19 protein-coding genes are annotated in these 19922 nt (G+C 72.8%); 9 read left to right on the top strand and 10 right to left on the bottom strand.

Annotation, left to right across the window (positions count from 1 at the left end; all coding sequences use genetic code 11):
* The first annotated feature begins 83 nt into the window (after positions 1-83).
* Together IH26_RS0102900 and IH26_RS0102895 are read left to right on the top strand one after the other, a co-directional pair.
* A complete protein-coding gene (locus tag IH26_RS0102900) occupies positions 84-1394 on the top strand; it encodes an MFS transporter (RefSeq protein WP_030434519.1) in 1311 nt (436 codons plus the stop codon).
* Between the two features lie 136 nt (positions 1395-1530).
* Entirely contained in the window at positions 1531-2790 is a 1260-nt protein-coding gene (locus IH26_RS0102895) for a hypothetical protein (RefSeq protein ID WP_030434518.1), read from the top strand.
* Here IH26_RS0102895 and IH26_RS64405 read toward each other — a convergent pair.
* On the bottom strand, positions 2675-3028 hold the full coding sequence (locus tag IH26_RS64405) for a hypothetical protein (RefSeq protein ID WP_169789706.1): 354 nt from the start codon (positions 3026-3028) through the stop codon (positions 2675-2677). The genes IH26_RS0102895 and IH26_RS64405 overlap by 116 nt on opposite strands.
* Here IH26_RS64405 and IH26_RS62600 point away from each other — a divergent pair.
* The 3 genes from IH26_RS62600 to IH26_RS0102880 are packed head-to-tail and all read left to right on the top strand — an operon-like array spanning position 3021 to position 4878.
* Positions 3021-3530: a hypothetical protein gene (locus IH26_RS62600; RefSeq protein WP_245664889.1), complete on the top strand. Its 510-nt coding sequence runs from the start codon at positions 3021-3023 to the stop codon at positions 3528-3530. The genes IH26_RS64405 and IH26_RS62600 overlap by 8 nt on opposite strands.
* The gene (locus IH26_RS0102885; protein ID WP_051807342.1) at positions 3530-4672 is read left to right on the top strand and encodes a putative T7SS-secreted protein; all 1143 of its coding nucleotides are present in this window, start codon (positions 3530-3532) and stop codon (positions 4670-4672) included. Before IH26_RS62600 ends, IH26_RS0102885 begins: the two co-directional genes overlap by 1 nt.
* Positions 4663-4878: a hypothetical protein gene (locus tag IH26_RS0102880; RefSeq protein ID WP_245664888.1), complete on the top strand. Its 216-nt coding sequence runs from the start codon at positions 4663-4665 to the stop codon at positions 4876-4878. Before IH26_RS0102885 ends, IH26_RS0102880 begins: the two co-directional genes overlap by 10 nt.
* Before the next feature lie 100 nt (positions 4879-4978).
* Here the strand turns inward: IH26_RS0102880 and IH26_RS0102875 are convergent, their stop codons facing one another.
* Both IH26_RS0102875 and IH26_RS0102870 read right to left on the bottom strand, forming a co-directional pair.
* Positions 4979-6577 (bottom strand): xylulokinase, encoded by a 1599-nt coding sequence (locus IH26_RS0102875; RefSeq protein ID WP_030434514.1) that lies wholly within the window; start codon positions 6575-6577, stop codon positions 4979-4981.
* Positions 6578-8785: an aminotransferase class III-fold pyridoxal phosphate-dependent enzyme gene (locus IH26_RS0102870; protein ID WP_245664887.1), complete on the bottom strand. Its 2208-nt coding sequence runs from the start codon at positions 8783-8785 to the stop codon at positions 6578-6580.
* Positions 8786-8917: 132 nt separating this feature from the next.
* Here IH26_RS0102870 and IH26_RS0102865 point away from each other — a divergent pair, with 132 nt between their 5' ends.
* Positions 8918-10069, top strand: coding sequence for a PucR family transcriptional regulator (locus IH26_RS0102865; RefSeq protein ID WP_157436998.1), 1152 nt, complete (start codon positions 8918-8920; stop codon positions 10067-10069).
* Between the two features lie 17 nt (positions 10070-10086).
* On the opposite strand, the gene IH26_RS0102860 is transcribed toward IH26_RS0102865, so the two are convergent.
* Both IH26_RS0102860 and IH26_RS0102855 read right to left on the bottom strand, forming a co-directional pair.
* On the bottom strand, positions 10087-11664 hold the full coding sequence (locus IH26_RS0102860) for a methyl-accepting chemotaxis protein (protein ID WP_051807334.1): 1578 nt from the start codon (positions 11662-11664) through the stop codon (positions 10087-10089).
* 112 nt (positions 11665-11776) lie between these two features.
* The gene (locus IH26_RS0102855; RefSeq protein ID WP_245664886.1) at positions 11777-12517 is read right to left on the bottom strand and encodes a DUF2127 domain-containing protein; all 741 of its coding nucleotides are present in this window, start codon (positions 12515-12517) and stop codon (positions 11777-11779) included.
* A gap of 92 nt (positions 12518-12609) precedes the next feature.
* Here IH26_RS0102855 and IH26_RS0102850 point away from each other — a divergent pair, with 92 nt between their 5' ends.
* The 3 genes from IH26_RS0102850 to IH26_RS55380 are packed head-to-tail and all read left to right on the top strand — an operon-like array spanning position 12610 to position 15073.
* Complete coding sequence (locus IH26_RS0102850) at positions 12610-13407, top strand: AIM24 family protein (RefSeq protein ID WP_157436997.1); 798 nt, start codon at positions 12610-12612, stop codon at positions 13405-13407.
* 4 nt (positions 13408-13411) lie between these two features.
* On the top strand, positions 13412-14302 hold the full coding sequence (locus tag IH26_RS55385) for an AIM24 family protein (RefSeq protein ID WP_051807330.1): 891 nt from the start codon (positions 13412-13414) through the stop codon (positions 14300-14302).
* Positions 14303-14308: 6 nt separating this feature from the next.
* Entirely contained in the window at positions 14309-15073 is a 765-nt protein-coding gene (locus tag IH26_RS55380) for a hypothetical protein (protein ID WP_030434507.1), read from the top strand.
* 34 nt (positions 15074-15107) lie between these two features.
* Here IH26_RS55380 and IH26_RS0102835 read toward each other — a convergent pair whose 3' ends face one another.
* Genes IH26_RS0102835 through IH26_RS0102815 form a run of 5 tightly spaced genes read right to left on the bottom strand, consistent with a single transcriptional unit; the run spans position 15108 to position 19737 of the window.
* Positions 15108-15863: a hypothetical protein gene (locus IH26_RS0102835; protein WP_030434506.1), complete on the bottom strand. Its 756-nt coding sequence runs from the start codon at positions 15861-15863 to the stop codon at positions 15108-15110.
* Positions 15864-15879: 16 nt separating this feature from the next.
* Positions 15880-16248, bottom strand: coding sequence for a DUF742 domain-containing protein (locus IH26_RS0102830; RefSeq protein ID WP_030434505.1), 369 nt, complete (start codon positions 16246-16248; stop codon positions 15880-15882).
* Entirely contained in the window at positions 16245-16673 is a 429-nt protein-coding gene (locus IH26_RS61120; RefSeq protein ID WP_051807327.1) for a roadblock/LC7 domain-containing protein, read from the bottom strand. Before IH26_RS61120 ends, IH26_RS0102830 begins: the two co-directional genes overlap by 4 nt.
* Positions 16670-18337: a sensor histidine kinase gene (locus IH26_RS55375; RefSeq protein WP_030434503.1), complete on the bottom strand. Its 1668-nt coding sequence runs from the start codon at positions 18335-18337 to the stop codon at positions 16670-16672. Before IH26_RS55375 ends, IH26_RS61120 begins: the two co-directional genes overlap by 4 nt.
* The gene (locus tag IH26_RS0102815) at positions 18334-19737 is read right to left on the bottom strand and encodes a helix-turn-helix transcriptional regulator (protein ID WP_051807325.1); all 1404 of its coding nucleotides are present in this window, start codon (positions 19735-19737) and stop codon (positions 18334-18336) included. Before IH26_RS0102815 ends, IH26_RS55375 begins: the two co-directional genes overlap by 4 nt.
* Positions 19738-19922: the final 185 nt, after the last annotated feature.

Raw genomic sequence — 19922 nt, 5'->3', positions numbered from 1 at the left:
CCGGCTCGCCGTCTGGCACGTGGACCACCCCCGCAGGGGTGACAGGAATGGATGTGCCGGACAACCGGGCGCACACTGCCGTGATGGGTGATGCCACCAGCAACAGTGCGGGCCGAGCGCGGCGGGCGCTGATCGCCGCCAGCCTCGGCTCTTTCGTCGAGGGCTACGACCTCGCGCTGTACGGCTTCTTCGCGGTGATCCTGTCGAAGCAGTTCTTCCCACCGGGTGATCCGACGGCGGCGCTGCTGGCCACCTTCGCGATCTTCGCGCTCGGCTTCGCGGCCCGGCCCCTCGGGGGCTTGGTCTTCGGTCACGCCGGCGACCGGGTGGGCCGGCGTTCGGCACTGGCCGCGTCGATTCTGTTGGCGACGGTGGGGACCCTTGCCATCTCGATACTGCCCACCTACGCGCGTGCCGGCGTATGGGCGTCGGCGCTCCTGCTCGTCTGCCGCATCATGCAAGGGCTGTCGACCGGCGGCGAGGTGGCCGGCGGGAACGTGTTCGTCCTCGAACACGCCCAGGCCGGCCGGCCCGGTCGGTTTGTCTCCGCGAACCTGGCCGGCAACAGCCTGGGCTTCGCCGCGGCCGCGGGCGCCAGCCTGGTTCTGGCGGCTGTCCTGGACGCGCCGCAGTTGGCGTCGTGGGGCTGGCGGATCCCGTTCGCCGTCGCGGCCCCACTCGGCCTGATCGGCGTGTATCTGCGGATCAAGGTGGCCGACACGCCGCACTTCCAGGTCACTGCGGTGCAACTGCAGCGCTTCCCGCTGCTCCATGCTGTCCGCACCGCCACCCGGGAACTCCTGCTGTTCGCCGGGTTCGCGGCGTCGGCCCTGTTGGGCGGATATCTGCTGATCGGATTCCTGCCCAGCTACCTGACCCGGGTCGCCGGGCTGTCCACCGGCGAAACGTTCGCGGCCACCCTGAGCACAGTGGTGATCCTGGCCGGCAGCCTCGTGCTGGGCGGCGTCCTGGTCGACCGGTTCCCACCCCGCGTCGTGGCCATGGCGACCGCGCTCGCCATGGCGGTCACCGCGATACCGGGCCTGCTGATCGCGCGCCAGGGCACGCTCGCCACGGCGATACTCGGGGCGGCCCTGTGGGCCGTCGTGCTGGGCGTGGCCAACACGGTCGGAGCGTCGTTGAGCCTGATGCTGTTTCCCACGCCGATCCGGTTCACCGCCACCGCCCTGGCGCTCAACGTGACCGCAGCGCTGTTCGGCGGCACCGGCCCGTACGTGTCGACGTGGCTGGTGGACAGCACCGGCAACCCCATCGCACCCGCGGTGTACCTCACCGTGGTCGCCCTCGCCAGCCTGGCCGTCGCAACAGCGCTGCCGCGAACCGACCGGGGCCTTTCCGAAGCCCCGGCCGCCCTCTCACTGCGCGGGCTGTGACCGACCCGCACCATCACGTTACCGCCGGCGAGCGCAGCGGAGATTCGACCTCGTGACGGTGTGAACCCAGCGCGCATTCCAAGAGTGCCGGAAACGGGGCTTCGCAAGATCAGGAGAGCGGCTATCGTGTCCGGCCGTGAAGATTCTTCCCGTTGCGGCGGGTGTTCTGCTGCTGGCGCTCTCGGCCTGCTCGTCCGCCGGGGCCGCCGGGGTTCGGGCCTCGGCGGCGCCCTCGGCCCCGGCGACCCCGGAGTATTCGGCGCCGCCGCAGACGGCGTACGAGAAGGTGAAGCCCCTGCTGGCCGAGCAGGCCCGCGCCCTGCTCGCCGGCGACGAGCAGAAGTGGCTGGCGCCGGTCGATCCCGGGCGGCCCGAGCTCGTCGCGCGGTACCGGACGATGTTCGAGTCGCTGCGGGCGCTGGGGGTCGTCAATTTCAACTACTTCGCCCTGGGTCTGAAGTCGGACCCGCTCGCGGCGAAGGTCTCGATCGACGCGACCATCGACTACTGCATGGCCGGCGGCTGCCCGCTCGGTGCGGTCGATCCGCCGCCGCCGGAGGCGCATCAGCTCCTGACCATCGAGACGGTGGACGGCCAGCAGCGGATCACGTCGATGCGGGTCGACGAGCCGAAGCGGGACGACCTCGACCCGGTGCCATGGGAAGAACAAGACCTGGTCGTACGAACGGGAGCACGGGTGGTCGTGGCCGGACCGCACAGCGAGGCGAAGAACCTCGATCGGGTGCTGGCCGTCGCCGAGCAGGCCGCGAAGCTCAACGACCGGTTCGCCGCGATCGAGGACAACCCGCAGAAGCGGTACCGGGTCTACCTCGCCGACGACAAGGCATGGCGGCGCTGGTTCGGCAAGTCCGGCACCAGCGGCGCCGACGGTTACACGATCAAGACCGGCGGGCCCGACAGCGAAGTCGTGCTGCGGATGGACGAGTTGATCCGCGACCCGCGCGAGCTGGCCGTGACCGTGAAGCACGAGATGGGCCACGTGGTCACGCTCAGTGGCACCAAATCGCATACGGACGGCGACATGTGGCTGGCCGAGGGGATCGCCGAGTACATCGGGGAGTACCCGACGCCGGCCGTGCACAGTCCCCGCATGGCCTCGGTCCGCGCCTTCGGGAAGCGACTCACCACGATCGCCCAGCCGCCGCTGCCGGACAACGCCTCGCTGCGGGCCGGCGACGCCTACTACGGGCTGAGCCATCTTGCGGTCGATTGCATGGTCGAGGCGTACGGGGAACGGAAGGTCTTTGACTTTGTGAACGTCAGCATGCGCGAGGGCATCGGCTATGACAGCGCGTCCCGCGAGGCCTTCGGCAAGCCGTTCGCGACCGTCGACAAGACCTGCGTGGCGTGGATCCGCAAACAGGTTCGAGCCTGACCGGCGGGCACCGGACGTCCCGGAGCGTCGCGCTGGCCAACGGTTCGGTGCTGTACGGCCACGCCGCGCCGGAGACGAGCAGCGCGGTCGCCACCAGCCGGAACGCGTCCGGGGCGCCCAACTCCCGCAGGTAGCGCAGGAACAGCCCGGCCAGCGCCTCGATCGCCACGCGCGACGCCCGCTTGTAGCGCAGCGCGACCTCGACGGTGACGTTGGTCCAGGACCGAGGCTTGAGCACTGTTGAGGTCACACCACACCGGCCGGCGGGCCATCGACTCGGCCACGATGGCGGCGAGCCGGTCACCGCGCTCGCGGACCGTGTCCTCGGCGGGCTGCAGCGCCTGCTCCAGCGCCGGCGCAGCGAGAGACCGACCGGCGGGCACGACTTGGTGGGGCTGGGTATCGTCGCGGTCATGTCGGATGGTTTCCGAGTCGATCTTCCCGCGCTGGAGAAGGCATCGGCGGGCATCAACATGACGCTCGAGGATCTCACCCTCGCCAAGATCGACACCTTGGACGGACAGTCTTCCGCGTACGGGCACGACGGGCTCGCCTCCACCGTCCGCGACTTCTGTGACCGCTGGGAGATCGGCGTCGAGCATCTGGCCGTCGACGGCCAGGAGGTCGCGGACCGGCTCACGCAGTGCGTCCAGGACTACCGCAAGGCGGACACCGGCGCGGCCGATCGGCTCAACGGCATCCTTCAGCGCCCGACGGGGCCCGATCCGGCGGCGCACTGATGGCCGAGCTGGGACAGACCGACGACCCGAAGCAGCTGGTGCCCGGTGACGCCGTCGCCCTCACCGGTATCGCGGCGTCGCTCCGCGCGCGCGGCGACGAGCTGGCGCTGGCCGGCAAGGGCCTGCAGCGCATCGACACGAGCGACGGCTGGAGCGGCCCGGCCGCGGACGCGTTCCGGGAGAAGTTCCACGGCCAGCCGGGCAAGTGGATCGAGGCGGGCCACTGCTTCCACGGCGCGGCCTCGGCGATCGAGGCATACGCCAAGACCGTGACGTGGGCCCAGTCGCAGGCGTACGAAGCGATCCGGCAGTGGACCGCGGGTCAGGCCGCGACCAGCGAGGCGCAGACCCGATATCAGCAGTACCAGCAGGCGGGCGGCACCGAGCCGTTCCAGGATCCAGGCGCGGCCGGCCGCGCCTCGGCGCAGCAGACGCTCGACCAGGCCCGGCGGCGGCTCAAGACGGACGGCGACACCGCGCAGACGGCGGTCGGGCACGCCCGCGACAAGGCGCCGCAGAAGCCCGGCTTCTGGAGCAAGGTCGGTGACTTCTTCTCCGACGTCGGCGCCGACCTCGAGAACGCCGGCGCGCACGCGCTCAACGGCCTGGCCTCGTTCGGCAACGCGATGGTGCACCACCCGGGCGATGTCGCGCTGGCGGCGGCCGGCGCGGGGCTGATGCTGGTCAGCGGCGTCGGCGACGCCGGCGGCGTGGTGCTCGACGCGACCGGGGTCGGCGCCGTCGTCGGCGTGCCGCTCAACGTGGTGTCGACGGCGGGGGTGGTGGCCGGCGGCGGCATGCTGGCCGGCGGGGTCGGCGACCTGATGATGAACGCGTCGGGCGACGATCACGTCTCACCGGCCCGCACCGACCACACCGGCTCGGGCGGCACGAACATCCGGGACGTGCACGGCGGCGACCGCACCGCCATGCGCGGCGTGGACGTCGACCACGTCTGGGACAACGGGGAGATGTACATCCAGGACGACGGCCAGATCGTCAAGGTCCTGGACAACGGCAACGGCACGTACGATGTCGTCGTCCGGGACATGAGCAACCCGACCGGGAAGCCCACCACCGTGCTCAAGGACGCCACCGACAAGTACGTCCAGAACAAACTCGACAGCGAGAAGTGGAGCTGAGGTTGGAGAACGCCGACTGGACCGGGCCGGTCAGCGAGCGCCTGCGCTGCTGCGTCTGCGGCGACGACACCGGCGGGGCCGAGGACTACGTCGTGCTCCAGGTGACCGCCGCGCCGAGCAGTTCGGTGCAGTATCTCGGCGCGCATGCCACCCACCTCAACGGCGTCCTGGCGCCGGGCTTCAGCGTCGAGGTCCACCTGATGTGACGGCGGGTGCGGCGACCACCCGGTCTCGTCCGCCGCTTGGCCGCGTACAGGTTCTCGTCGGCGCGGGCGAGCAGATCGGGCCTGGGGCCGCGCGGGTCGGTCAGGGCTTGATCCGGTTGAGGCGCTTGTACACCGGGGCCAAGCGGTCGTGCAGTTCGCGGTAGACGTCGAACACCTCGTCGTAGACGGCGTGGTCGGCGGTCGGCTCGAAGACATGGTCGTTGCGCATGAGGGCGGGGATCTCGTCGAAGCGGATCAGGCCCGCGCCGACCGCGCCGATCCAGCCCGCGCCGCGGGCATTGACCGCGTGCGGGCGGGCGTCGCGCCGGATCTCGATGCCGAGCACGTCGGCGAAGATCTGGCACCACGAGTCGGAGCGGGCGGCGCCGCCGGTGATCACCATGGAGGTCACCGGCGCGCCCAGGAACTTGTCCACCGCCCGCATCATCCAGCGGGTGTTGAGCGCGACGCCCTCGAAGACCGCGCGGAGCAGGTCGGAGCGGCAGGTGTCGAGCGAGATGTTGAGGAAGCCGGCGCGCAGGTTCGGGTTGTCGACCGGCACCCGCTCGCCGTACAGCCAAGGGGTGTAGAGGACGCCGTTGGCGCCCGGCGGCACGGTCGGGATGATCTTGTCGAAGGCGTCGAAGATGGTGCCCTCGTCGCGGCTGACGTGGCCGGCCGAGAGGAGCGGGTCGTCGTACTCGACGATCTTGTCGCGCAGCCAGGTCAGGTTCGCGCCGGCCGTGGCCTGCAGGGCGGTCATCAGGTAGCGGTCGGGCAGCGCGCACGGCACCGACGCGATCCCGGCGCCCACGTCGGTCTTCTTCCGCCGTACGTGGGCCGCGATCCACGACGACGTGCCGAGGTAGAGGTGGGGCTCGTCGTCCCGGACGGTCCCGGCGCCGACGGCCGCGGCCGTGTTGTCGATGGCGCCGGCCACCACCTGCACCGACGCCGGCAGGCCCAGGTGCGCCGCCGCGTCCGGCGACAGCGTGCCGATCACCTCGGTGCAGGCGACGATCGGCGGCAGCTTCGCCGGGTCGATGCCGCAGTCGGCGACCAGCGCGGGCGCGTACCGGATGTCGCCGGCCTTGCGGTTGTCGGTCACCCACGAGGTGAGGATGGAGTCCACGGTGGCGACCGTGCGGCCGGTCAGCCGCAGGTTGATCCAGTCGAGCACGTTGAGGAAGGTCGCGGTCCGCCGGTAGACCTCCGGCAGCTCGTCGCGAATGAAGAGCATGTGCGCCGCCGGGTCCTTGCCGGTGACCGACGGCATCCCGCCGGTGAGCCGCAGCCAGCGCACGATCCGGCGGACGGAGAGCCCGGCGTACGACGGGAAGCCGCCGAACTGCCGGCGCAGGTGCGCCGCCCCGCGCATGTCGAGCCAGCTGATGCACTGGGTCAGCGGATCGCCGTGCGCGTCCACGGCGATCGTGCCCTCGCCCTGCGTGGAGGAGCACACCGTGGTCACCGCGCGCAGCTCGTCGGGATGATCGCGGCCCAGGTCCGCGACGACGAGGGCCAGCGCGTCCCACCACGCGAGCGGGTCCTGCTCGGCGCCGCCGCCGGGCAGGACGAGCAGCGGCACCGACCGCTCCGCCCAGCCGGTGACCGTGCCGTCCGCCGCGACGAGCGCGGCCTTCATCCCCGAGGTCCCCAGGTCGATGGCGAGGACCTGCGGGGGCGTGGCTCCGGCCAATCAGACCCCCTCGACCAGCGCGAAGACCTGGTCGAACCGGGCCAGCGCGTCGTCGATGACCTCGTCGGTGTCGGCCATCGAGGTGTACATCCGCGAGCCGGCGAGGGTGATGATGCCGTGCGCGGCGTACGCGGCGCCCATCTGCTCCATCAGCTTCTTGCGGGGCTTGTTCTCCTTGAGGAGCTTCAACGGGCTGTGCATGTCGAGCAGCATGACGCCGCTGCATTCCAGGTGCACGATCGACCCCTGGTTGTACGCCACGTATGGCAGCCCGTACTTGTCGATGAGCCGCTGCAGGCCGCGGGTGAGCCGGTCGCCGGCCCGGCCCGCGATCACCGGCGCGTTGGTGCGGGCCATCTCCTCGATCGCGAAGTAGCCGGCCGCGCAGGACAGCGGGTTGGCCGACAGCGTGCCGCCCACCTGGATGTGCGCGCCGCTCTTGCCGTCCAGGCCGGAGCCGAAGACCGCCATGATGTCGGCCCGGCCGCCGACGCCGCCGGCCATCGGGTAGCCGCCGGCCACCGCCTTGCCGAAGACGGTCAGGTCGGGCTTGACGCCGAAGTAGCCGGCCGCGCCGCCGAGGCCGGTGCGGAAGCCGGTGACCACCTCGTCGAAGACCAGCAGGGCGCCGAACTCGTCGCACAGCTTGCGCACCTGGGCGTTGAAGTCGCGCGGCACCGGGCGGGTGCCGGACTCCGGGCCGAGCGGCTCGACCACCACCGCGGCGGTGCCGCCGCGCAGCCTGTTCTCCACCAGCTTGCGCTTGAGCTGGCCGAGGTCGTGCGGGAACGCCTCCCGGGTACGGCCGGTCGCGCCGAACGGGATGCCCTTGGCGTTCATCCGGAAACTGCCGGGCACGCGCAGCCCGTACACCATCGTGTCGGACCAGCCGTGGTAGGCGCCGCCCACCTTGATGACCATCTTGTTGCCGGTGAAGGCGCGGGCGGCCCGGACCGCGGCCATCACGGCCTCGGTGCCGGAGCCGAGCGAGCGGTACATCTCGATGTGCGGCATGTACCGGTGGATGATCTCGGCGAGCTTGAGCTCGTACTCGTGGAAAAGGCCGGTCACCGGGCCGGACTCGCGGATCACCTCGGCCACCCGCTCGTTCACCGGTCCGTAGTTGCTGCCCAGGATCGTCGGGCCGCCGGCCTGCAGGAAGTCGATGTAGACGTTGCCGTCCCGGTCGGTCAGGTGCGCGCCCTCGGCCCGGTCGACGGCGAGCGGGAACGGGTAGTTGAACGCCAGGTTGTGCTGGACGCCGCCCGGGATGCGCAGCTTGGCCCGCTCGGTGATCTCCTTGCTGGCCGTGCACTTGGTGTCGAAGTAGTTGAGCACGTCGAGCAGCGCGTCGTGCCGCAGCCCGCGGACCGGCTGCGCGACCAGGGCCTTGAGCCGCCGCATGGTGTCCGGCACATCGAGATACTCGGTGATCGCGTAGCCGAGGTCCTCGGCGGCCGCCTCCGGGGCGGGCGGCGTCACGGTCGCCGCGCTGGGCAGTTCCTCGTCCGCCGGCACCCGTACCGGGGTGACGGCCTGGGTGATCTGCGCGGCGATCCGCTTCTCGTCCTTGCGCAGCTTGCCGAAGGCCACCTCGCGGATCGCGGCCGGGATCGTGTAGACCTTGCCGGCCTCGGTGGTCAGCGCCAGCAGGTAGGCGATCGACACCTTCTCCAGCAGCGCCATGTTGAACACGGCCCGGTCCGGGTCGGTGCCGACCGCCACGATGCCGTGGTTCGCGATGATGAAGGCGTTGTCCCCGCTCGCCACCTTCTTCTGCACGTTCTTGGCGAGGAAGCCGGTGCCCGACGGCGCGTAGTCGACGATCGCGACCTCCTTGCCGAGGAACCGCACCTGCTCGTCGGTGAGCGCCGGGATCGGCTTGCGAAGAAAGGCCAGGGCCGAGGCGTACGGCTGATGGGTGTGCACGATCGCGTTGACGTCCGGCCGTTCGCGATAGATGTTGGCGTGCATCCCGCATTCGATCGACGGCGCGAGCCCGGCGCCGCCCGGGTCCGGGACGTGCTTGCCGGCGAAGTCGACCAGGCAGATGTCCTCGACCCGCATCTTGTCGTAGTCGTAGTTGCTCGGGGTCACGGCGTACAGGTCGTGCCCGGGGATGCGCACCGAGACGTTGCCCTCGGTCGCCTTCAGGTAGCCGCGCTCGAGCATCGTCCGGCACATGTCCACCACGTGCTGACGAGACATCCGATGGTCCACGGGAGCACTCCGATCGTCGATCCTGCACCACCATGGTCACCCTTGCACCGGCACAAAACACCGTCGTGGAACCAGCAACAATCGGTCGCTTTATTATCCCGCCGTGACAAAATTGGCCGGGTGACCGCCCCGTGGCAGCGCCTCCCGGAAGATCTCTCCACCGCGATGCGGCCGCGCCTGCCGGCCGCCGTGCAGGCGATCGCCGAGGCGGTGACCGAGGCGACGGCGGGCCTGGTGAAGACCGGGACGGCCAAGTTCGAGCGGGACGCGCGGGCCGCGGTCCAGGTCGCGCTGGAGCGCTTCGTCGACCTGGCCGGCACCGACGAGCCGGCGCTCCCGCCGCGGTTCCGGGAGGTCTTCGTGGCGCTCGGTGCGGCCGAGGCGCGCGAGCACCGCGGGCCGGAGGTGCTGCTGGCGGCGCTGCGGGTGGCGTCGCGGCTGATGCTGCGGATGGCCTCCGGGGCGCTGGCCGAGCTGCGGCCGGTCGGCCTGGACGAGCTCATCGACCTGTCCGACGCGATCAGCGCGTACGTCGACGAGCTCGCCACCGCCTGCACCGACGGGCTCGCGCTGCAGTTGCGCGAGCAGGCCGGCGAGGGCGAGCGCCGGCGCCGCCAGCTGGCCGACCTGCTGCTGCGCGGCGGCGCGCCGGCCGGCGTGGTGCTCACCGCAGCGGCCGGGATCGGCTGGTCCGGCATCGACGCGATCGTGCCGGTGCTACTGCCGGCGGAGCAGGCCCGCGACGCCCGGTTCCGGTACGGCGCGGACGGCGTGGTGGCCGAGCGGGACCGGGACGCCGTGCTGCTGCTGCGGGCCGGGCCGCGCGCCCAGCGGGCCGAGCTGGCCGAGGCCTTCCGGGGCCGGGGCGCGGTGGTGGGCCCGACGCTGGGCTGGGCCCAGGTGCCCGCGGCGGTGCGGCTGGCCGAGGTGACCGGCGCGCTCGCCGGCGGCGGCCCGGACCCCATCTTCGCCGACGACCACTTCGCCGACCTGGCGCTGCGCGGCGAGCCCGGCGCGCTGGAGGTGCTCTCCGCCCGGCGGCTGGCGCCGCTCGCGGCGGTGCGGCCGAGCCAGCGGGACGCGCTGCTGGCCACCCTGCAGAGCTGGCTGCTGCACTGGGGGTCGCGCACGGCGGTCGCCGCCGAGCTGTTCGTGCACCCGCAGACCGTGAGCTACCGGCTCAAGCGGCTGCGCGAGCTGCTCGGCGACGACCTGGACGACCCGTCGGCCCGGTTCGAGCTGCTGCTCGTGCTGGCCTTCACCCGCCCCTGACCGGACGCGTCGGGCGATCAGGTGCGGACCCGGAACTGGGCGACGACGGCCTGCAGCTCGCCGCTCATCCGGGCCAGTTCGCTCGTGGTGGCCTGAGCCTCGGTGACCGCGGCGGCGGTGCTCTGGGCCGCCTCGGAGACGTCGCTCACCGCGGTGGAGATCTCGGCGGCGCCGGCCGCCGCGTCGCCGACGTTGCGGACCATCTCGTTGGTGGTGGCCGTCTGCTGTTCGACGGCGGAGGCGATCGTGGCCTGGAAGTCGTTGATCTGGTCGATCACGGTCTGGATCTCGGCGATCGCGGCGACCGCGCTGGCCGTGTCGGCCTGGATCGCCTGGACCCGCTGGCTGATGTCCTCGGTGGCCCGGCTGGTCTCCTGGGCCAGCTCCTTGACCTCGGTGGCCACCACCGCGAAGCCCTTGCCGGACTCGCCGGCCCGGGCGGCCTCGATGGTGGCGTTCAGGGCGAGCAGGTTGGTCTGCTCGGCGATCGAGGTGATCACCGCGACCACGTCGCCGATCTCCTGCGAGGAGACGCCGAGCTTGCTGACCGTGACGTTGGTGGTGTCGGCCAGCGTCACCGCGTCGGCGGCCACCCGGGCAGCCTGGCTGGCGTTGCTGGCGATCTCGCCGATCGCCGCGCCCATCTGCTCGGAGCTCGCGGCGATCGTGGCGATGTTCGCCCCGACCTGACCGGCGGTCTGCGACACCGAGCCGACCTGCGCGCTGCTCTCCTCCGCGGCCGCCGCGATCTGCGTGCTGGTGGCGGCGAGCTCCTCGCTGGCGCCGGCCAGGGTGACCGCGTTCTGCTCGATCGTCACGATCGTGTCCCGCAGGACGCCCATCGCACCGTCGAGGTCGCCGGCCATCCGGCCCAGCTCGTCCCGGTTGACGATGCCGGACCGGACGGTCAGGTCCCCACCGGCGAGGGCCCGCGCGACGCCGGACACGGCGGTCACGGATCGCATGATGGCCTTCGCCACCCGCCAGGCCAGCAGCAGCGCGACCAGCGCACCGACGAGCAGCACGAGGACGACCGTGGTCCGCGCCGCCTGATAGTCATCGCGGGCCAGTTGCGCCCGCTGGTCCGCGCTGGCGCTCTCCGCCGCGAACAACTGGTCCAGGTCGGAGATCGCCTTCAGGGCGGCAGGCTGAAACTGGCCGGCCCGGGCCCGTTCGAAGTCGGCCGTGCGGCCGGCCCGCGACAGCGGCAGGACCACCGTGTCGCGAATCGCCGTGGCGGCCTTCCAGTCCGTGCTGAACTGCGCCATCACCGCGGGATCGACCGCCTCGGCGCCGTACGCCGTGGCCAGGCCGTTCAGCTTCTGGTCGCCGGTCGCGATGGCCGTCTCGATCTGCTGCTTCGCGGCGGCGTCCGTCGCCAGCCCGTGCCTCATGAGATCCACCCGGGCCTGCATCACCTGCCGGTCCAGCTGACTCAGCACGATCATCGGACCGACGTTGTCCACGTACATCGTCTCGGCCTGCGCGGCGCTGCCGTGCAGCTTGATCAACGCCACCACGGCGACCAGCACCGCGACGGCCAGTGTCACGACCGCCCCGGCGACGACCTTCACCAGTACCGGAAGGTCGCCCAAACTACGCCTGCCTGACGCCATTGCCACCCCCCAGAAAGGAGACTGTCCGTACCGACCCTACCGAGAAACGGTGAAATATACGGACAATCTCCCCTTTTCCGGGGGTGGGGTGTTAGCCGCTGACCCGCAGCCGGTCCGGGCGGTGGCCCACGGTCGGCTCCGTGCCCGCCTCCTCGACCTCCAGCAGGCTCATCTCGTGCCGCTCGGCCTCGTACGCCGCGTGCCCACCACGCAGCCCGAACAGGCGCTTGGACACCAGCAGGTAGACCACCGCGGCCACGTTGATCACCAGGGCGCCCAGCCGGAACCAGGTCACCCGTTCGGTGAGCTCGTAGATCTCGATCGGCAGGCCGAGCGAGGTGGCGATCAGCGCGAAGTACTCGCCCCAGCGCTTGATCAGCCACAGGCCGGTGCCCTCGACGAGCTGGAGCACGCCGTACACGATCAGGCCGATCGCGACGAAGAGCAGCGTGTTCGACCGGGCCTCGATGACGCGCCGGAGGGTCTCCACGACCGCCGAGTTCTCCAGGTTCCAGCCGATCTTGTCGGCGAACGGCTTGAGCAGCGGCACGTCCTCGTGGAACGCGCGCTCGATGGCGTCCCGGCTGCCCCGGAACTGGATCACGCCGTAGCCGGCGGCGAGGACGAGCAGACCCTTGGTGAAGCGCTCGAGGGCCAGCAGCCGCAGGATGACCGCGTCGCGCAGCGCCCGGCCGCGCCGCACGAGCGGCGCGTCGGCGGCCGGGCCGGTCATCCGGGGCTCGCCGAGCACGAAGTCGCCACAGCGGAGGCACCGCCAGGCCGTACCGAGCGACGTCTCCGCCTGCAGCCGGGCGCGAAGATCGTCCTCCACCGGCGCATATGTCAGATGTCCGCTACGCCCGCACACCCACAAGTTCAGATCCACACCACAGTTGATACAACAGCTCTGCTACTTTCCGCCGCGTGGATCGTATTGAGTGTCAGTGGTGCCGGCTGCAGAACGCGCCCGGCGCCACCTCCTGCCTCACCTGCGGCGCGCCGCTCGACGTCCGGAACATGGTCAGCGACTCGGGCTGGCGGGAGGCGCCGCGGCTGCGGGACATGACCGAGTTCCGGTTCGGCAACTCGACCGTGCAGGTCGAGGGCGAGCTGGTGCCGGTCGCCGAGATCGCGCTGTCGCAGGGCGACGCGGTGTATTTCGAACACCACGTCCTGCTCTGGAAGGACGAGCACACCCCGGTCACCGCCATGCCGACGCAGGGCGGCGCCCGGCGGATCTTCGGCGGGATGCCGTTCGTGCTGACCATGGCGTACGGGCCGGGCCGGGTCGCGTTCTCCCGGGACTCGCCCGGCGAACTGGTCGTGCTGCCGCTGCACCCGGGCATGGAACTGGACGTGCGCGAGCACGCGTTCCTGCTGGCCAGCAACACGATCGGGTATTCCTTCGTCCGCATTCAGGGGCTGGCCAACGTGCTGCACGGCGGCAACGGCATGTATCTGGACCGGTTCGTCACCGCGGGCGCGCCGGGCCTGCTGATGCTGCACGGCTACGGCAACGTCTTCGAGCGCTGGCTGCAGCCGGGCGAGAAGATCATGGTCGAGCCGGGCGGCTTCCTCTACAAGGACGCGTCGGTCACGATGCAGGCGGTGCAGATGCCGGTCAAGACCGGCCTGCTGCGCCGCGGCATGTATCTGGCCGAGATGACCGGCCCCGGCCGGGTGGGCATCCAGTCGATGTACGTCCACCACCACGCGGAGTGACCAGATGACCATTCCCGAGGGCCACGTCGTCTGCCACTACTGCCGGATGGTGCACCCCGCCGGTGGCACCTCCTGCCCCAGTTGCGGGGCGGCGCTGGACATCCGGACGTCGGTCTCCCGCTCCGGCTGGGTCGAGCAACCCCCGATCAAGGACATGGCCCGCATCCAGTTCGGCCAGTCCCGGGTCCAGGTCGAGGGCACGTACGTGCCGGTCGCCGACTTCGCGCTGGCGGAGCCGGACTGGATCTTCTTCTCGCACCACTCGCTGCTCTGGACCGAGCCGACCCTCCGCCTGTCCAACACGTCGCTGGCCGGCGGGTGGAACCGGATGATGTCCGGCCTGCCGCTGATCATGGTGGAGGCGCACGGGCCGGGCCGGATCGCCCTCTCCGGCGACCGGCCGGGCGAGGTGGTGGCGCTGCCGCTGATGCCGGGCCGGCAGATCTGGACGCGCGAGCACCGGTTCCTGGCCGCCACTGGCAACATCGCCTACACCTGGCAGCAGACCGGCATCTGGTACACCACCGGCTCGGGCGACGACAAGGAGACGCACTACCCGCTCGGCCAGTTCGGCGACATCTTCCTGGCCCAGCAGACGCCCGGCCTGCTCCTGCTGCACGCGCCCGGCAACACGTTCCTGCGCGACCTGGCGCCGGGCGAGACGGTGCTGGTGCAGCCGGGGGCGCTGCTCTACCGCGACGTGTCGGTCACCGCCCACCTGCACCTGGAGTACCCGCAGGGCGCGCCGACCATCTCCTGGCGACGGGCGTTCAGCCAGCGCACCATCTGGCTGCGGCTGGTCGGCCCGGGCCGGGTCGCGGTGTCGTCGGTCTTCGGCCACACCAGCTCACTGGCGATCAACCAGCACTCCCCCGCGACGTCCCGCCAGTGGTGAGCCGGCATGTCCGCGGAACGGCTGGACCAGGCGGTGGGCGGGCTGTACGCGACGTTCGCGGCCTTCGAGCTCGGGGCGGTGGCCGGGTGCCCGCACTGCGTCGACGGCGATGACCAGCGGGAGATCCGGCGGGTGCCGCTGCGCGAATTGACCGGTGACGACCTGGGGCACTATGCCTTCAAGGCCGTCACCACCTGGGGCGACGCCGACGACCTGCGGCATTTCCTGCCCCGCCTGCTGGAGCTGGCCGCGCACGGCGCCCTGCCGGTCGACCTGGCCGTCGTCCTGGGCAAGCTGCGGCTGGCGCGGTGGTCGCAGTGGCCCGAAGAGCAGCGGGACGCGATCGAGGCGTTCGCCGGCGCCTGGTGGCGGCACACCCTCGCGATGTTCCCCGCGGCCGACGACGCCGCCACGGTGCTGCAGGCCATCGGCCAGGCCGTCGACGATCTGTCCCTGTTCCTGTCGGGCTGGCTCGACCCGCCCGGCGAGCCGGCCGTGCGGCACCTCGCCGCCTTCGTCGACCACCTCGCGTACACGGCCCGCCGCCGGCCCACCGGCCTGGTCCTCGGTGGCTGGTGGCACGACCAGCCCGCGCAGCTCCTTACCTGGCTGGCCCGGCCGGCGCCGCGGGACGCGCTGGAGAACGCCTTCTTCGAGGCCGGCTCCGCGCCCATCGCCGCCGAAATGTCCGCCGCGGTGGACCAATTGGCGTGGCTGACCGGCGTGTCGATCCACGGGGTGGGCGGCGGCGCCTCGGATACTGAGACGTAAGCAGGCCCCTTCCAGGTATGAGATGGAAGGGGCCTCAGTGTCCGCCGGGCAGGCCCGAGCAGGCGACGTCGTCGACGCGGCAGGCCGTCGGCTGGGCGTCCACCAGGGTCGCGCCGAGGACCTCGTAGGCGACCGTGGCCGAGGCGCCGGCGGCGATCCGCCGGGTGGCGGCGTCCGGCGTGAAGGTCCACACCGCACCGTCGTGCTCGACCGTGGCGCCGGAGACGGCGGCGATCTGAAGGGTCGGCCGGGGCAGGGTGATGGTCAGCCGCCAGCCGGTGGACGGACCTGGCCCTTGGGCGTGGAGGGTCACGGTGGCCCGGTAGCCCAGAATTCCGCTCCCGTCCGCCGCCGCGTAGGCGGCCGTCAGGCGGCCGGGCAGGTTGGTGGCGGCGCTGGTGGTGGCCGAGCCGCTCGCCGGGTCCGGGACGACGGCCCGCGCGGCGGGCGCCGACGCCGACGACCGCGCCGGGACCGGGCTGGTGGTCGTGGTCGCGGGCGCGGCGATGCTGGTGACCGGCGGCGGCGGGGGCGCGGCGTCGCCGGGCTTCGGCAGGCCGGTGAGGCTGCCCGGCGCGCCCATCAGCACGCCGATCAGGATCGCGGTGCCGCCGGCCACCACGAGCACGCCCGCGGTCAGCCAGGGACCGGCCCGGCGCGGTGACGCCGGGCGTCCGGCCGGCCGGCGGCCCGGAAAGTTGCCGGTCTGGATCGCGGTGACCAGCCCGAGCATCGCGTCCAGCAGCACCACCGTCGGCGAGCGCCGGGGAGCGGGGTGCGGGTCGTTCATCGTGGGACCTCCGCCGTCAGAGCGCGTTCAGGCCGCTGAGCACCTGCTGGAGCAGGCTCATGGCGGGGCGCTCGGCGGCGTCCCGGGAGCGCGGCACGTGGATCAGGCCGCCGTCGCGCAGGTCGGCGAGAATCACCCGGACCGGGCCGAGCGGGAGACCCAGCCGGGCCGCGATCTCGGACACCGAGAGCGGCCGCTCGATGAGTCGCACGATCGTCGACTCCGCCAGCGACAGCTCACCGTCGGGCACGACGCCGGGCACCCGCTGCACGATCGTGCTCAGCGTGAAGTCGCCGGCCGGCGCCTCGGTCCGGCCCCCGGTGATCGCGTAGAGCCGGACGATCGGGCCGGCGTCGTCGTCCCACCAGATGTCGTCGATGCTCATGACACCGGCTGCAGCTCGGGCTCGAGGGGCGACATGTCGACCGAGTGCAGCCGTACGCCGAGCCGGTCCGCGAAGGTGGCGATCCGCACGCGCGTGCCGGACAGGTCGCTGACCGCGTCGAACACCACGGCGAGCAGCATCTCCCCGGTCACCGGGACGACCACCAGCATGCGGTAGTCCATCTCGACGACGGTCTGGTCGACCCGCCCGCCGCCGTTGTTGCGGTCGGCCGCCAGGGCGATCGCGTGCAGGCCGGCCGCGACCGCGGACAGCTGGTCCGCCCGGTCGGTCCGGGTCCCGGCGGAGGTGGCCAGCTCCAGGCCGTCGGTGGACAACAGGACGACGCCCTCGGTTCCGGGCAACTCGCCGTGCAGCTGATCGAGGAGCGGACCGGCACCCGTCGCACCGATGATCCAGTCGTTCACTGCGCCTCCGTTCCGTCGGGCCGCGGACTGCCCACGTTGGAAAGATCTACGGATGTGTCCGCCAGATCGCTCATCTTGCCGACCCGCGCCCGCATCCGTTCCACCCGGTTGATCGGCGGCCCATCCGGTGGTCCGTCCGGCGCCGGGCGGGAGACCAGGCCGGCGGGCAGCCGGACCTCGGCGACGAGCCCGCCGGCCGGCCCGCGCCGGAGCCCGACCTCGGCGCCCCACCGGGCGGCGAACCGGCCCACGGCGTAGAAGCCCAGCCACATCCCGCCCTCGGGCGGCCCCGCCGCGGACATCACCTGGCGGGCCTGGTCGAGGTCCAGGTCGCTCATGCCCGGCCCGGCGTCGGCGACGGTCACCGTGTAGCCCCCGTCGGTCCAGTGGCCACCCGCCCGCACCCGAGTCTCGGCCGGCGAGAACGCGACCGCGTTGTCGATCAGCTCGGCCAGCAGGTGGGTGATCTCGAGGACGGCGTCGCCGACCAGCGCGGCCGGCTCGATCTGGGCGGTGGAGACCCGTACGTAGTCCTCGACCTCGGCGGCCGCGCCGCGCACCACCTCGCCCACCGGCACCGGCCGGCGCCACTGCCGCGCGGACGGGCCGCCGGCCAGCGTGACCGCCTTCTCCACGTTGCGCCGCACCCGGGTGGCCAGGTGGTCGGCCCGGAACAGCCGGCCGAGCTTCTCCTCGTCGGACTCGCGCCGCTCCAGGCCGTCGAGCAGGCGCAGCAGCCGGTGCAGCAGGCGCTGGCTGCGCCGGTGCAGGTCGAGCAGGAGCGGCTGCAGGTCGACCGGGGCGTCGTCGCGGGCGGGCGGCTCTGCCCGGCGCGACGGCAGCCCGGGCCGGAACCGGCGGGCCAGGACGAGCACGCCGATCACCGCGACCAGGCCGACCCCGGCGATCAGCCCGGCGTAGACCGTCGCCCGGATCGCTCCCGGGGTGGCCCGGGTGACCGCGTCGTGAGCGGCGCGGGTCTCGGCCGCGCGCAGGCCAGCATTGACCGGGGCGGCCGCGGCCGCCCACTCGGCCGGGCTGACCCGCGTGTCCTTGCCCAGGATCACCCGCGCCTCGACCGCGGCGAGCCATTGTTCCGAGGCGGCCGGTGACCCGGTGCCGCGCTCGCCGGCCAGTTCGCCGACCCGCACCCGCTCGGCGTCGGTGAGCCCGGACGAGGTGCTCAGCGCGGCCCGGAGCAGCGCGTCCTCCTCGGACAGCGCCTCCCGCGCCCGGCCGGGCGGGCCGGCGGGCAGCCAGGGCAGGCCGACGCCGGCGGCGATGATCGCGCCGTAGGCGGACAGCACCGCGGACCGTCCGATCGCGCGGCCGTCCACCTGGGAGCGGACCGGGCCGAGCCCGTCGAACGCCGACACCAGCGCCGCCGCGGACGCGGTGTAGACCCAACGGCCGGTGAGCGTACGCAGGGCCTCGCGCGCCCGGTCGGTGCGCTCCCGCGCCGCGCCCAGGCCGGCCGCGTCCCCGCCCGCGAGGAACGCCACCGACAGCCGGCGTTCGTCCTGGGCCGCCACGACGGCCGTGTCCACCGCGCGGCCCAGCCGGTCGTCGGTGGCGCGCTCGCGTACCCGATCGGCCGCGCCCAGCACGGCCGGCACCGCGGCGGCCAGCCAGAGCGCGACGATGAGCAGCCCGGCCCGCCTCACGCGAGGACTCCGTCCGCCTGGTCGGCCAGCAACTCGCGCAGGCGGGCCAGCAGCTCCCGCCGGTCGGCACAGCCGAGGCGCTGCCGGATCCGGGCGACGTGGTGCTCGACCGTCTTCGCCGAGAGGAAGAGCCGCTCGGCGACCTGCTTGTAGGTCAGCCCGGCGACGACCAGCGCGGCCACCTCCCGTTCCCGCTCGCTGAGCAGCGGCGCGGTCGACGCCCCGGCGGCGGCCGGCTCGGCGGCGGGGCCGCCCTGCAGCGCCCGGGCGCAGTCGAGCAGCCAGGTCATCGCCTTGCGGTCGGCGGTACGGATCGCGGCCTGCCCGGCGAGGCGGGCGCCGTCCCAGGCGAGGCCGGTCGCGGCCAGCGCGCGGGCGGCGGCCTCGATCCGCTCGGGGTCGATCCGGTCGGTGATCACCGCGATCCAGCCGCGCCCGGCCGCGGCCAGCACCTCGGCGTACGGCCGGTCCGCGGCGAGCCGGTCGAGGGTCGCGGCATGCCGCTCGGCCTCGGCCGTCTCCCCCGCCAGGATCGCCGCGTGCAGCCGGCTCCAGTGCAGCGGCAGGCTCCACAACGGCGGGTCGCCCAGCCGGGCCAGCAGCCGGTCGGCCTCGGCCAGGTGGGCGGCGACCCGGCGGTGCTCGCCGAGCCGGGCCGCGGCCACGGTCAGCTCGCCGAGCGGCAGCAGCGTGAACAGGTCGGCGGGCTGGCTGATCAGGACCTGGCAGGCGTCCGGCCAGACCGCGCGCAGGCCCACCGGGTCGCTGTCCCGGCGGGCCAGGGCCACCCGGAGCGCGGTGGCGAACAGCTGATCGCGGCCGGGTGCGGGCGGGCCGCCGGCGTCGTGCGCCTCGGCGAGCAGCCGGCCGGCCGCGCCGAGGTGGCCGCGCAGCATCCGGGCCCAGGCCGACAGCAGCAGGTGGCGGGCGGCCAGCGGCGGGCCGCCGGTCGAGGAGCGGATCGCCCGGTCGAGGGTGGCCTCGGCGGTGTCCAGGTCGGCACCGTGCAGGGCGACGATCGCGGCCAGCGCCGCCGGGCTGTCCGGCAGCAGGACCGTCGCGCCGGCCGGTTCGAGCAGCGTCGCGGCCTGCACCAGGGTGGACAGCGCGGCGGTCGGCGACCCGGTGACCGACTCCCGGATGCCGCGCGCGGTCAGTTCCGCGGTCGCCCGCAGCAGGGTCGGCGGGCCGTCGCCGGCGGCGCCCAGCCCGGCGAGCAGCTCCCCCGCCTCGTCCCCGCGGCCGGCGCCGGTCAGCGCGGCGGCCCGGAAACCGGCGGCCGGCCCCGGGCCGGCCCAGCCGAGCAGCTCGGCGGCGCTCTCCAGCCGGCCACGATGGGCCATCGCGACCGCCGAGACGTACGCGGACTCGGCGCGCTGCGCGGGCGAGCCGTCGGCCACCGCGCGGTCGGCGAGCCGGGCGGCGAGATCGAGATCGCCGGCGAGCGCGGCGGCCAGGGCGGTCCAGGCTTGGGTAGAGACACAGCTCCGCCGACTGATAGTCCAGGCTTGGGTAGAGACACAGCTCCGCCGACTGATAGTCCAGGCTTGGGTAGAGACACAGCTCCGCCGACTGATAGTCCAGG

This window comes from Actinoplanes subtropicus, assembly GCF_000721705.1.
GTDB lineage: Bacteria > Actinomycetota > Actinomycetes > Mycobacteriales > Micromonosporaceae > Actinoplanes > Actinoplanes subtropicus.
The sequence above is the reverse complement of the archived record's forward strand: the minus strand, read 5'-3'. Positions and strand labels throughout refer to the sequence as shown.